This window comes from Rhizobium mesosinicum, assembly GCF_019511345.1.
In the GTDB taxonomy this organism is placed as follows: domain Bacteria; phylum Pseudomonadota; class Alphaproteobacteria; order Rhizobiales; family Rhizobiaceae; genus Rhizobium; species Rhizobium mesosinicum.
Genome location: NZ_JAEUAK010000006.1, coordinates 19,178 through 33,495 on the forward strand (window position 1 = coordinate 19,178; position 14,318 = coordinate 33,495).

Sequence of the window (14,318 nt, forward strand, 5' to 3'; positions counted from 1 at the left end):
TCCCTAAAACACGACCATTCAACTAGACTATTGACAGCTGCCTTAGTTCTGTCATGATCTCGTTAACGACCGTTAGCTTTCGTGATCAATGGAGGTTGAGGCATGTTCTTTCTCGGTGGGATGACCATGGGTTACCTCGATCCGCCTGTTAAGGCCGAGCGGAGGGAAATCGCCTCCGCGACTATCCCGGCGGAAAAGGATCGCCGGTTGATCGAAACATCCCCGAACGCACCTCAGAGCGACAGCGCTGCCGAACGTTCCTGGCTCTGGGCATGGCGGGCGCTCTGCTGAGATCAAGCCCGGGCGGATTTTCTCTTTCGTCCGCTCTGGACAGAAAATTATCTCTACCTACCTTATAGAGTATAAGAATATAAAGCGAGCCGGCAATTCGGCCGCAAAACAAACAGACGGAGGCGACACATGGCAAATCTGGGTATCTCGCATACTCATGTGAACCAGTACGGATCCGTACCGGCAAAGAAGCCGGTCACCACGCGGCATAGAATCCAGACCGCGATCCATGTCACATTTTTCACGGCGGCTTTCCTTTTCGTCGTCGCTTTGGTTTGCGGCGTCGTCGGCTGACTTTACCGCGTCTCTGAGCGCCAACTGATGGCGCCTATTTGATCGAGCACTTTTCCATCTGAACACGTGGGATGCGTCTGCATTCTCCTGACACTTTGGTGTTCAAGAGGGTGGTCATAAGGCATTCTACTATGGTTGCTCCGTATTGCGATCCCAACCCATCCCCGAAAGTAGGCGTGAGAGGCTGATTGCGCCGAGAATGCCGTACAGGCGCATGGATATTGCCGTGCGCCTTTCATACCGACGGCTGGAATCGCGGGATGGTCCTTGCCTTGAATTATTTCGATCGTGTCCAAGTTTTCCCAGTGTTTCGCACGGGGTGTGGACAGCTATGACCTCCGTAAAGTCATGCCATGGAACCGGACGGGCTGTCGCCGAAAGAGAGCGAACCGCCTGGCGATCTTGCTTTGCCGATCATCGAAGATGACCGGCCCGTTCATCCGACAGTCATCGTAAACAGTGCAGACCTAGCCGAAATCACAGAGTTGTTGGATCCAGACCGAACCCATGAACATTTCCAGCCCGCCTCCTAGCCTGTCGCGCCAGTCCGATGAGAAGCAGGTCGACCACAACGACTCGATCCGCTCGACCTATTTATCCAACGAAGACATCAGGGCGATGGGCGAAGGTGTAGCCAGCGGTGCAGTCAGCGCGTTGCCTGCCTTCACGCCTTTCGACTTCTTCTCGCGCACCAGGGAAAACGAGAAGGAGATCCTGCGAGTCTACCGCACGACCGCGGCCGATGTCGAAGCCGGAGAGACGATCACGCCGGCGGCCGAATGGCTGCTCGACAATCATTACATCGTCGAAGAGGCCATTCAGGAAATCCGCCGCGATTTCCCGCGCCGTTTCTATCGCGAACTGCCGCTTATGAACGTCGGGGGAGTCGGTATCCCGCGCACGCTCGTTCTCGCCTGGCTCTATGTTGCCCATACCCACAGCACCGTCTCGCAGGAAAGCCTGACGGCGCTGGTCGACGGCTTCCAGCAGCACGAGACGCTGAAGATCGGCGAACTCTGGGCGTTGCCGACGCTGGTGCGCTACGTGCTCGTCGAAAATCTCCGCCGTATTTCGAGCCGCGTCGAACGCAGCCGCCGCCTGCGCCGCCGTGCCAACGAGGCTGCCGACGAATTGGTCCGTCTTACCGACACGGCAAAGGCCGCTGCCTATCTGAAGACGCTCGAAGAGTTTGCCGAGGACAATACGTTTTCGACGCAATTTCTTTACCGCATGCGCGATGGCTCACGGAGTTCGAGCCTCGCCATTTCGTGGCTCGACGAGCGGCTTGAGAAGCTCGGTCGTGACAGCGAAGAAACGCTGATGGCGGAACACGGCCGGCTCTCCTCCGGCAACGTGATGATGGGTAATATCATCCGCAGCCTGCGTGAAATAAACGATGCGGACTGGTCCGTCTGGGTCGAGCAAGTCAGCCGTGTCGACAGACTGCTCTGGGATCGTTCCGATTATGGCAATCTGGATCCCGGCTCGCGCAATACCTATCGCAGACAGATCGAAAAGCTTGCCATGCACTCGCCGCTGAGCGAGGTGGAAATCGCCAAGCTTGCCATAGACATGGTGGCGGAGGCCGGGCTTTCCGATGAGCCGCTGGGGCATGAGCCTAACATCGGCGATTTCATTACCGGGACTCAACGTCCGAAACTCGAAGCGCGGGCAACCTATCGTCCAACTCTGGCGCAGCATTTCGTTCGCTCGGTGCGTAAGTTCAACTGGATGGCGATCGCCGTTCCGGTGGTGCTGATCACCATCATCGCCATGGCTGTGGTTGGAAGCTTCATGGTCGATGCCGGCATGGGGCCGATTGAAATCGCCTTACTGCTGATCCTCTTCTCGCTGCCCGCGTCGGAAGGCGCAACCGGCTTTTTCAATACAGCGCTTTCCTTCCTCGTCACGCCGGCGCGGCTCGTCGGTTATGAATTCAAGCAGGGCATTCCTGCGGATGCGCGCACGCTGCTCGTCGTACCATGCCTGATCTCCAATCGCGACAGTGTCGACGAGATGGTGCGTAACCTCGAGGTTCATTATCTCGCCAATCCGCGCGGCGAAATCTATTTCGCGTTGCTCAGCGACTGGCCGGACAGCGATGTGGAGGAAACCTCCGCCGATCTGGAAGTCCTGGAATATGCGCGCCGGGAGATCGCCAATCTTTCGGCTCGCTATGCCCATGACGGCAAGACGCGTTTCTATCTACTGCATCGCCGCCGGCTCCATAATCCATCCGAAGGCGTGTGGATGGGCTGGGAGCGCAAGCGCGGCAAGCTGCACGAGCTGAACCTGCTGCTGCGCGGCGATCGAGACACCACCTTTCTGCCGGGCGCCAATACCATACCGGCCGACGTTCAATATGTCATGACGCTCGATGCCGACACGCGGCTGATGCGCGATGTCGTCACCAAACTCGTTGGCAAGCTCCACCATCCGATCAACCGTCCGACCATCAACCTTAAAAGCGGGCGTGTCGAAAGCGGCTACGGCATTCTGCAACCGCGCGTCACACCGTCACTGACAACAGGCAAGGATGCCTCGGTCTTCCAGCGCATCTTTTCGATCAATCGCGGCCTCGATCCCTATGTCTTCACGGTTTCGGATGTTTATCAGGACCTTGCCGGCGAAGGCACGTTTACCGGCAAGGGTCTTTATCACGTCGATGCCTTCGAGGCTTCGCTGAAGGGACGCATCGAGGAGAATTCGGTGCTCAGCCATGACCTGCTCGAAGGGTCGATGGCGCGCTGCGCACTCGTCACCGATCTCGAACTCGTCGAAGACTTCCCGGTTCGCTATGAGGTCGAGAGCTCACGCCAACATCGCTGGGCGCGGGGCGACTGGCAGCTTTTGCCTTATATGTTCAGTCCGAAACGCGGTGTCACGGCGCTCGGGCGTTGGAAGATGTTCGACAATCTGCGCCGGTCGGCGACACCGATCGCCTGGTTCCTCGCTTCCGTGCTCGGCTGGTATCTGATGGAGCCATTTGGAGCGCTGATCTGGCAGATCCTGTTGATCTTCTGCCTGTTCGTGGCGCCAACGCTTTCGCTCATTAATGGCATCATTCCGCGCACCAGCGATGTCGTCGCCAGCGCCCATCTTTATACTGTCTGGTCGGACGTTGCGGCTGCCAATGCCCAGGTGGCGCTGCGCATCATCTTTATCGCCGACACCGTCTGCATGATGGCGGACGCGATCGGACGATCGCTCTACCGTCTCTTCGTCAGCCGCAAGCTGCTCTTGCAGTGGCGCACCGCGGCAAGTGTCGGGGCCGGGAAGCAGGGCACCATCCTCTCCTACTATGGAGCGATGTGGCATGCTCCGGTTCTGGCGATTTTGTCGGTTGTTTTCGCCGCATTGTCGGGCAACGACTCTTTCTTGGTCGGCATTCCCTTCGCGCTGCTCTGGATCTGTTCGCCCGCCGTCGCCTGGTATGTGAGCCAGTCGGCCGAGACGGAAGACCGGCTCAACATACCGGACGCGGTCTCCGGCGAACTGCGCAAGATCGCGCGCCGCACCTGGCGCTACTTCGAAACCTTCACGACAGCGGAGCAGAACCATCTGCCGCCCGACAACGTGCAGGAAACGCCCCATGTCATCGTCGCGACGCGCACTTCGCCCACAAATATCGGCGTTTACCTCCTGTCCGTCATTTCCGGCCGCCAGTTCGGCTGGTTCTCCTTCGAGGAGACGATCGAGCGCCTGGAGCATACGATCGCCACGATCGACCGCATGGAAAAGTTCCGCGGCCATCTCTTCAACTGGTATCACACCGATACGCTGCAGACGCTTGGACCTCGGTATGTTTCGGCTGTCGACAGCGGTAATCTTGCCGGTCACCTGATTGCCGTTTCTGCGGCCTGCCGCGACTGGGCGGAAGCACCTTCGGCACATGTCCAGGGCAATCTCGACGGTGTAGGCGATACGGCGGGCATCCTCGGTGAAGTGCTGGCCGATCTTCCCGATGACCGCAAGACCGTGCGGCCACTGCGCCGCCGTCTGGAAGAACGCATTTCCGGCTTCCAGAACGCGCTTGCCGCTGTCAAGCGCGAGCACGAATTTGCCTCGATCCGTGTCATCAACCTCGCGGTCCTGGCGCGCGACATCCAGAACCTTGCCGGCAACCTGCATCACGAGGTGAAGTCGAAGCAGACGGAAGAGGTCACGTTGTGGGCGGCCTCGCTGGTCAAGGTCTGCGAGGCTCACATCTCCGATAGTACCTTCGACCTTTCCAATATCGATGCATTGCGTCCCCGCCTGGTCGCGCTCCGCGACAAAGCCCGCGATCTCGCTTTTTCGATGGATTTTGGGTTTCTGTACCGTCCGGAGCGCCGCCTGCTGTCGATCGGCTATCGCGTCGAGAGCGGCGAGCTCGATGCGGCCTGTTATGACCTTCTGGCCTCGGAATGCCGTCTCACCTCGCTCTTCGGCATCGCCAAGGGCGACCTGCCGACGGAGCATTGGTACAAGCTCGGCCGCCAGGTCGTTCCGGTCGGCTCGCGCGGAGCGCTGGTGTCCTGGTCCGGCTCGATGTTCGAATATCTGATGCCGCCGCTCGTCATGCAGGAGCGCGGTGGGGGCATTCTCAATCAGACCAACAATCTCGTCGTTGTCGAACAGATGAACCATGCCCGCAAGCTCGGCACGCCCTGGGGCATCTCGGAAGCAGCCTTCAATGCTCGCGACCATAACCTCAACTATCAGTACACGAACTTCGGCGTGCCGACGCTCGGCCTGAAGCGCGGTCTCGGCCACAATGCCGTCATCGCACCCTATGCCTCGCTGCTCGCCAGCCAATATTATCCGGGGGCATCACTCGAAAACCTGCAGAGGCTCCGCAAGCTCGGCGCTCTCGGCAAGTTCGGCTTTCACGACGCCGTCGACTTCACGCCAACGCGCGTGCCTGAAGGCAAGCAATGCGCTGTCGTCTACAACTACTATGCGCACCATCACGGCATGTCGATCGCAGCCGTGGCCAACGTCGCTTTCGACGGCATGCTGCGTGAGCTCTTCCACTCTGATCCGGTTATCGAGGCGGCTGAACTGCTGCTGCAGGAAAAAGCCCCGCGCGACATCCTCGTCATGAGCGGCAAGGATGAATCCAGTACGCCCGCCAGCATCCAGGACGATTTGATGCGGCCCGTCATCCGCAAGATCGACGATCCGGCTTCGCGCGAACGCGAGCTCGCCTTCCTCTCGAACGGCCATTATTCCCTGATGCTGACGGCAACGGGCGCGGGTTATGCCCGCTGGAACGGGCTATCCGTCTCCCGCTGGAAAGCAGATCCGACCGAAGACCGGTGGGGCAATTTCATCTTCCTGCGCGATACCGTGACCCATGAATGGTGGTCAGCCACATCAGAGCCAAAGAGCGTGGAGGGCGAAACGGTCCGAGTGGAATTTGCTGACGAGAAGGCTGTGTTCAGCAAAGTTCTTGGCGAACTTTCGAGCGAGATCGAATGCATCGTTGCCACCGAGCATGATGCGGAAGCCCGCCGCCTGACGCTATTCAACATGGGCACGGAAGATCGCTTCATCGAAGTGACGTCCTATCTCGAGCCGGTCATTACATTCGACGACACGGATAACGCGCATCCGGCTTTCGCCCGCATGTTCGTGAAAACGGAGATCGACAAGCGCGGCGATGTCATTCGTGCCGAGCGTAACAAGCGCGATCCGAACGAACCGGATATGAGCCTCGCGCATCTGATCGTCGATAATGGCGGGGATACGCGTCACACGGAATTCGAAACCGACCGGCGGGCGTTCATCGGCCGTGGCCGTACTCTTTCGAGTGCCGCTGCCTTCGATCCGGGTGCTACCCTTTCCGGCACCGACGGTTTCACTTTGGATCCCATCCTGTCGTTGCGCCGGACGGTGCGCGTGCCAGCCGGCAAGAAGGTCAGCGTGATCTTCTGGACGATTGCAGCACCAAGCCGTGCCGAGGTGGACAAGGCCATCGATCGCTATCGCCATCCGGATGCCTTCAACCACGAGCTCATCCAGGCCTGGACGCGCACACAGGTGCAGATGCGCCATGTCGGTGTCAGCTCGCAGCAGGCGGCAGCGTTCCAGCATCTCGGCCGCTACCTTGTCTATCCCGATATGCAGCTTCGCGGCGACCACGACGCGGTCCGGGCCGGCATGCAGTCGCAGTCGGCGCTCTGGCCGCTAGCGATTTCGGGGGATTTCCCAATCTTCACGCTGCGCATCGACGACGACATGGACCTCGAAATCGCCCGCGAAGCGCTGCTGGCGCAGGAATATCTGCGTTCGCGCGGGGTGGCTGCCGATCTCGTCATCATGAACGAGCGCGCCTCGTCCTATGCGCAGGATATGCAGCACGCACTCGACGCCATGTGCGAAAACGTGCGCCGCCTCGGTCATGCCGACGGCTTGCGCCAGCATATTTTCGCGGTCCGCAAGGATTTGATGGAAGAGAGCACCTATCAGGCGCTGATCGCCGCCTCGCGGGTGACACTGCATGCCAAGAACGGCAAGGTGGTCGACCAGATCAACCGCGTCCGCATACTGTTTACACCCGTCGGGGAAGAGCCTGAGAACACGGAACAAACCGAGCGCGGCAGGATGCCGATAAAGCGCATAACGCCTCTGCCGGCCCCGGCTATCAAGACTGTTGTCATCGATCAGGAAGGCGATCTCGACTTCTGGAATGGCATCGGCGGCTTTGCCCGCGACGGCAGAGAATATGTCGTGCGCCTGCCGGGCGGGCAGGCGACGCCGCAGCCTTGGATCAATGTCATCTCGAACGACCGCTTCGGCTTCCATATATCGGCGGAAGGTGCCGGTTTCACCTGGAGCGTCAATTCGCGCGATTATCAGCTCACGTCATGGTCGAACGATGCAGTCATCAACCGTTCCGGCGAAGCCCTCTACATAGCGGATCTTGAAAGCGGTGCGGTCATGACGCCGTTTGCAGGACTTTCCCGGGGAAACGACATTCGCTTCGAAGCGCGCCACGGCCTCGGCTATTCCAGCTTCTCCAGCACGCAGCACGAGATCGCGCTGGAAGTGACGCAGACCGTGCATCGCGAGAAGCCAGTGAAGCTGCAGCGCCTGCGCCTGCGCAACGTTGGTTCGGCAAGCCGCAAGCTCAGGCTCTACGCCTATGTCGAATGGATCCTTGGGAATAATCCGCAGAAGACCGCATCTTTCGTCCTGTCGAAACGTGACGAGGAGACAGGGGCGCTGTTTGCGACGAACCCCTACAGCATCGACTATTCGGGTCGCACCGCCTTTTTTGCCGCGAGCGAGAGGGTTTCGAGTTTTTCGGCAAGCCGTCGCGAGTTCATCGGTAAGAGCGGGACGATTGTGGCGCCTGTCGCCGTCACTTCAGCCGCTGCTCTTTCCGGTTCCACGGAGCTCGACGGCGATCCGGCAGCGATCTTTGCGATCGATATCGAGCTCGGCGCCGGCGAAGAGCGTGACGTCACTTTGTTTCTGGGTGATGTGTCCACCGAAGAGGAGGCGCGCGTCCTGCTTGCCGATATCAGAAAGACCTCGATCGATGAAGCGGTGCAGGCAAACCGAGGCTTCTGGCAGGAATTCACCGGTAAGCTGCAGATCTCGACGCCGGATCAGGCCATGAACAACCTTGTCAATACCTGGCTGCCCTATCAGAGCCTCGGTTGCCGCATCATGGCGCGGACGGCTTTCTACCAGGCGAGCGGTGCCTTCGGCTTCCGCGACCAATTGCAGGATACACTAGCCTTCGTGCTGCAGGAGCCTGGGCTTGCGCGAGGGCAGATCATCGACGCGGCCTCGCGCCAGTTTCGCGAGGGGGATGTACAGCACTGGTGGCTGCCGGAGACAGGGGCGGGCGTACGCACCATGATTTCCGACGATGTCGTGTGGCTCGCCTATGCGATCGATCATTACTGCACCGTCAGCGGCGACAAAAGCGTGCTCGACGAGCAGGTTGCCTTCCTCGATGGGCCTGCGCTGCTGGAAGGCCAGCATGACTCCTTCTTCAAGCCGGAAATTTCCGAGGATACGGCAAGCATTTATGAACATGCGGCCCTGGCGCTCGACCTCGCCATTGCTCGCAAGGGAGCGAACGGCCTGCCGCTCTTCCTCGGCGGCGACTGGAATGACGGGATGAATCGCGTCGGCATCGACGGCAGCGGCTCGAGTGTCTGGCTCGGCTGGTTTCTTGCCGGTACACTGCGCTCTTTCATACCGTATGCCGAAGAGCAGGGCGACAAGACCCGCGCGAAGCAGTGGAAGGCGCATCTCATCGAACTCAAGAAGGCGCTCGAAAGCGTTGCCTGGGACTGCGATTATTACCGCCGCGGCACTTTCGACGACGGCACGCCACTCGGCTCGAAGGAGAGCCTGGAATGCCAGATCGATTCGATTGCACAGTCCTGGAGCGTGCTCTCGGGTGAAGGTGATCCGAAACGGGCCGTCAAGGCGATGGACGCGGTGCTGGACCGGCTGGTTGACGACGATGCACGGATCATCCGCCTCTTCACCCCGCCTTTTGAAAGGTCGCTGAAGGATCCAGGCTATATCAAGGCTTATCCGCCCGGCGTTCGCGAGAATGGCGGCCAGTATACGCATGCCGCCACCTGGGTGGTCATGGCGCTGGCGGAATTGAGGCGGGGTGACGATGCCCTGCGCTGCTTCCAGATCCTCAACCCGATCACCCATTCGCTGGACAAAGCGGCGGCCGAACGGTACCGCGTCGAGCCCTATGTCGTGGCAGCCGATGTCTATGGGCATGAACCCTATATCGGGCGTGGTGGCTGGACCTGGTACACCGGCTCGGCCGGCTGGCTTTACCGCGCGGCGGTGGAGGGTATCCTCGGTATCCGGCTAAAGGGTGGACAACTATTTGTGAACCCGTCGCTTCCTTCCAATTGGGACGGGTTTGCGGCAGAGATCGAATGCGGCGGAAGCAAATACCGCATTTCGGTCTCAAAAGCGTCCAATGCTGGAGGCTACAGTGTGTCGATAGACGGCACCGAAGTCGCCAATCCCCGCGAGGGATATCCGGTCGGATCCCAGCAATCTCCAAGCTGATTTTCCGGCGATTCGTGTGGCCAGAGGGGGAACCCTTTTGGCCAGCGTAGCGTTTGCAAAACGGATGACAGGAGAGACACCATGGCAGGTATGCCGACCAAAGCCATTGGCGCCCCACGAACTTCCACATCGGTAGCGGCGTCCAAGCGCGATACGAGGCTCGACGTGATTCGCGGTCTTGCGCTCATCACGATCTTCATCAATCACGTTCCGGGGCAAATCTTCGAATATATTACGACCAAGAATTTCGGCTTTTCCGATGCCGCCGAAGCCTTCGTGCTGATCTCGGGCATTGCGGTCGGCCTTGCCTACGGTTCCCGCTTCAAGCCGGGCGCGCGCCTGGAAATGGCGATAAAGGCAGCAAGGCGCGCCTTCACGCTTTACCTCGCCCATATGATCACCACCTTCGTGACGCTCGCGCTCTTCATCTGCGGCGCTTGGTTGTTTCACCGGCCGGGACTATTGGTCGAGATCAACATCCTGGCGGTGCTGATGAACCTGAAGGAAGGCATTCCGGCTCTGCTCTTGCTCGGCCACCAGATCGGCTACAACAACATCCTGCCGATGTATGGCGCGCTGATGCTGATGGTGCCGCTGATCCTGCTCCTGAACGAGAAAAGCACGTTGCTGGCACTAGCGGTTTCCGGCGCGGTCTGGCTGCTTGCGGGCATCTACCATCTTGCCCCGCAAAACATGCTGTTCGAGGGAGACTGGTTCCTCAATCCCTTCTCTTGGCAGTTCCTGTTTACGATCGGCGTCGTCTCGATGATGCATGTCAAGCGCGGCGGCACGCTTCCTCGTCATCCGTTGCTTTTCGCGCTGGCACTCAGCTATGTCGTGCTCTCCTTCATCTGGGTTACGGCGCGTCTCTGGGATCTCGGGAACTATCTTGCCGCCCTCGGCCTGCCGGCAGTGCTGACCGATTTCGACAAGACATTCCTCTCGCTGCCGCGCCTTCTGCACGTGTTGGCTCTCGCCTATCTGGTGATCAATATCCCCGTTGTGTCGAAGGCCTTCCGCCGCCCGGCCGATCATCCGCTGACGATCCTCGGCCGGCATTCGCTGAACATCTTCGTCGCCGGCACCATTCTTGCGATGGTTGGGCAGGTGCTGCTCTACATTACCAACCGCGACCAGATCATCGGCCCGATCTTCGTGCTTGCCGGCATCGCCACCCAGTTCGCCTATGCCTATCATCTCGAATACAAGCGCGAACAGGAAAAGGGCCAGCCTCTCGCCGGCGTCATCCCAGTGCCGGTCCGTATCAACCGGTCGGTGGATTCTTACGGCCACGGCAAACTGAAATAGGCGGAGGCTTTACTGGAGATGTTATTAAGCCGGCGGTCGACAGGCCGCCGGCCCTTTCTTCTATCCCGACATGGCGGGACCGATCTCGTTCCCTTAAAGCCAGCCCGATCTCCGAAAACGCCAAAACAGAATGCCACAGAGGCTCAGAATGACGGCGATGACGACGTAATAGCCGTATTCCGTTTTCAATTCCGGCATACTCTCGAAGTTCATGCCGTAGATGCCGGCGATCGCTGTCGGCACCGCCGCGATGGCAGCCCAGGCTGCCAACTGGCGGGTAATCATGCCCTGGCGCTGCTGCTCCAGAAGGTTGCTGGCTTCGAAGACCGACGTGATAACGTCTTTAAGCCCACCGGTCGTGGTTTCGACGCGCCTGATATGGTCGTTGACATCCCTGAAGTATTTGCGTGCCTCGCTGTCGATGCAGGGCAGATCGAGGTGAACCAGCTTTCCGCACAGTTCCGACATCGGGCCGAGGACGCGCTGGAAGCGGATGATCTGGCGCCTCAAGCGGAAGAGCCGCTTGATCTGCTCTCGGCTCAGGAAGGCATCGAGCATTCGCTGCTCCATTTCCAGCACGCGATCCTCTATGGCCTGCACGACGGGGAGGTATCCATCGACGATGAAATCCAGCACGCCGTGCAGCACGTAATCTGGACCGTTCTTCAGGGTCTCGGGCGCGGCTTCAAGTTGTTTGCGCAATGCGCCGTGGCCGCGATCGGAACCATGTCTGACGGTGACGACGTGATAGTCGCCGACGAAGATTGCCGTCTCGCCGTACTCGATGACGTCACCGGCCAGATGGGCGGTCTTGGTAATGAGGAAGAGTTGCCCATCATAGATATCGAGTTTGGGAACCTGGATCGGGCTCAGAGCATCTTCCACCGCGAGGTGATGGAGGCCGAAGGTTTTTTGTAGCGCAAAAAGTTCCCGACCGTCCGGATCGTGCAGGCCGATCCAGACGAACTCGTTCTTCGCCGTTGGCACGGTGCCGGTGTCAATGTCGAAGGACCCTGCTCGCTGACCATCGCGGTACAGGTAGGAGGCAACAATGCTCATCAACGTTCCACTCAATTATGCGTCTGCGGTTCCCGGCATCTCGCGGCGCTCCGGAAGAAGGTGCAGCCCCAAGCCGGAAGGACAAGACCTCGCGAGTAACTATGAGATCTTGATTTTTTAGCCGTTCATCACGAATGGAACGGCTAGCCCAGATCAGTTCGCCGTTGCGATCGATGCTGCAAAAGCCAGGTTCATCCAACAAAAAAGCCGGAAGGGCAGTGCCCTTCCGGCTTTTGATTGTTTTCGTTCGAAGCCGATCAGGCGGCTTCCGTCGCGTGGGCCTTGCGGACCTCGTCGTCCGTCAGGATACCGCTGGCGCGCAGCAGGGCGGCGAAGCGGCCGTTCGAGTGGCTGAGCTCATCGAAGCTACCGTTCTCGACGATGCGACCGTTGTCCAGGAACAGCACCATATCGGCCTCACGGACCGTCGAAAGACGGTGGGCGATGATGAAAGTGGTACGGTTCTGGCGCAGGTTGTCGATTGCAGCCTTGACGCGGGCTTCCGTCTCGACGTCGAGCGCCGACGTTGCCTCGTCCAGCACCAGGATCGGCGCGTCCTTGAGGATGGCGCGGGCGATCGCGATACGCTGGCGCTCACCGCCGGACAGCTTGTTGCCGCGTTCACCGACATGGGTATCGTACTGCTCGTCGCGGTTCTCGATGAAGTCGGCAGCGGCGGCGGCTTCAGCGGCGCGGCGCATATCCTCTTCCGAAGCATTCTCGCGGCCAAGACGGATGTTGTCGCTGATCGAGCGGTTCAACAGGCCTGCATCCTGGAAGACGGTGGCGATATAGCGGCGCAGCGACTTGCGCGTGACCTTGCTGATATCATGGCCGTCGACCAGGATCCGGCCGCCCTGCGGGTCGTAGACGCGCTGGAGCAGGTTGACGAGCGTCGTCTTGCCGGCGCCGGTCGGGCCGACGATCGCAACAGTCTGGCCGGCTTTCACCTTGAAAGAGACGTTGTGCAGGCCTTGGGAGCTGTTGGCGAAGCCGAAGGAGACGTCGTCGAACTCGATATCGCCCTTGACGTCCTTGATTTCGCCGTTGCCGGCCGGCTCTTCACGCTCGCGGACGGAATCTTCCAGATTGTAGAAGTCTTCCAGCTTCGAACGTGCTTCGAAGATCTGCGTGGCGAACTGGCGCATCAGGTCCAGGCGGGCGATCAGCAGGTTGGCAAAGCCGATGAAGGCAATGACGTCACCAACGCGCAATTCGCCGTTCTGAACCAGCACGGTGCCGATGACGAGCACGATCATCATGGCGATCGTCGAGGCCATACGGTTCAGCGCACTGGCAAGCGCCCACCAGTCGAGCACCGGATACTGCGCCTGCAGCAGGCGGTCGGCAAAAGACTTCAGCGCATGGGTTTCAGCCTCGATACGGTTATAGCTATGCAGCACCGAGACATTGCTGATGGAATCGCTGACATGGCCGAAGACGGTGTGGTAGTGGTTTTCGACCGAAGCCTGGCCATCCTTCGTGCGGCTCATGACCACGCGGCCGATGAGCCAGTATGCGATGCCGAGCACGATCAGGACGGCGGACAGACGATAGTCCATCGAGATCGCGGTCGGGATAAGCAAACCAAGCGCAATTGCCGTCGAAAGATGGTTGCGCATGAATTCGAGCCATAGACCAAATAGAGTTTCGCAAGCACGCAGCAGCGTATGCAGCGCGTTGGATGTACCCCGCTGGTGATGCCAGGAAAGCGGCATTGAGATAATGCGCCCGAAGGCCTCCGTCAGAAGCGTCGCGCGGCGGCCGTGGGCCAGCCTGTCTGCTTCGCGTGCCACGAGAACGAAGGCGATGGTATTGAAGACGGCAAATGCCGCCCACATCATGAGGATCGGCTTGACTTCACCCTTGCCGGAAATCGCGTCGATGATACGGCCAAACAGGATCGGCTCGGCGATGGTGATGGCCGCCAATACGATATTCGCGATAACGACGAGGGATACGCGGAGCTTGTAGGCGCCGAGATAGCGCAGAGCTCTTGCATAGACCTTGAATAACGACACGTCGGGACCTCTTTTGCATCTGCGAAGAACGGGAGGGTTGGATGCTACAGAAATCTACCTGAACCGACGATTAACGGGACATTCAGGTCTGAAATCCGGCTTCGAAATTCGCGCGTCCATGTGATCGGCGAATGCGATAAGTGGCCATAGTTTCGAAATTGTTGCTTAGGCATATATCGCGACAATTTGCGCTTGCATTCCCTGGAGCGTCTAGCGCACCATCCAGTTTGTGAACTGCAATTATTAATAGGGACCATTCAGCGGCGGCTCAGCAGGCTTTTTTCGGCGTCTCGTTGGTCC

General features: G+C 59.4%; 6 protein-coding genes. 4 read left to right on the plus strand and 2 right to left on the minus strand.

Going from position 1 to position 14,318, the window contains the following annotated elements:
• Positions 1-102 precede the first annotated feature (102 nt).
• From JNB85_RS17045 to JNB85_RS17060, 4 genes are all read left to right on the plus strand, one after another.
• Entirely contained in the window at positions 103-291 is a 189-nt protein-coding gene (locus tag JNB85_RS17045) for a hypothetical protein (RefSeq protein WP_220335527.1), read from the plus strand.
• A gap of 129 nt (positions 292-420) precedes the next feature.
• A complete protein-coding gene (locus JNB85_RS17050; RefSeq protein WP_220335528.1) occupies positions 421-585 on the plus strand; it encodes a hypothetical protein in 165 nt (54 codons plus the stop codon).
• Between the two features lie 507 nt (positions 586-1,092).
• Complete coding sequence (locus JNB85_RS17055; protein ID WP_220335529.1) at positions 1,093-9,630, plus strand: glycoside hydrolase family 94 protein; 8,538 nt, start codon at positions 1,093-1,095, stop codon at positions 9,628-9,630.
• An 81-nt stretch (positions 9,631-9,711) separates the two neighbouring features.
• Positions 9,712-10,938, plus strand: coding sequence for an OpgC family protein (locus JNB85_RS17060; protein WP_220335530.1), 1,227 nt, complete (start codon positions 9,712-9,714; stop codon positions 10,936-10,938).
• A 93-nt stretch (positions 10,939-11,031) separates the two neighbouring features.
• Here JNB85_RS17060 and JNB85_RS17065 read toward each other — a convergent pair whose 3' ends face one another.
• Both JNB85_RS17065 and JNB85_RS17070 read right to left on the minus strand, forming a co-directional pair.
• Positions 11,032-11,997 carry a magnesium and cobalt transport protein CorA gene (locus JNB85_RS17065; RefSeq protein WP_220335531.1) on the minus strand — a complete coding sequence of 322 codons (966 nt, stop codon included), beginning with the start codon at positions 11,995-11,997 and terminating at the stop codon, positions 11,032-11,034.
• Positions 11,998-12,254: 257 nt separating this feature from the next.
• Complete coding sequence (locus JNB85_RS17070) at positions 12,255-14,018, minus strand: glucan ABC transporter ATP-binding protein/ permease (RefSeq protein WP_183749795.1); 1,764 nt, start codon at positions 14,016-14,018, stop codon at positions 12,255-12,257.
• Positions 14,019-14,318 lie beyond the last annotated feature (300 nt).

Bases quoted from the DNA above. Each gene is read 5' to 3' on its own strand.
- JNB85_RS17065 (WP_220335531.1), bottom strand. From the start codon at position 11,997: ATGAGCATTGTTGCCTCCTACCTGTACCGCGATGGTCAGCGAGCAGGG.
- JNB85_RS17045 (WP_220335527.1), top strand. From the start codon at position 103: ATGTTCTTTCTCGGTGGGATGACCATGGGTTACCTCGATCCGCCTGTT.
- JNB85_RS17060 (WP_220335530.1), top strand. From the start codon at position 9,712: ATGGCAGGTATGCCGACCAAAGCCATTGGCGCCCCACGAACTTCCACA.
- JNB85_RS17050 (WP_220335528.1), top strand. From the start codon at position 421: ATGGCAAATCTGGGTATCTCGCATACTCATGTGAACCAGTACGGATCC.
- JNB85_RS17055 (WP_220335529.1), top strand. From the start codon at position 1,093: ATGAACATTTCCAGCCCGCCTCCTAGCCTGTCGCGCCAGTCCGATGAG.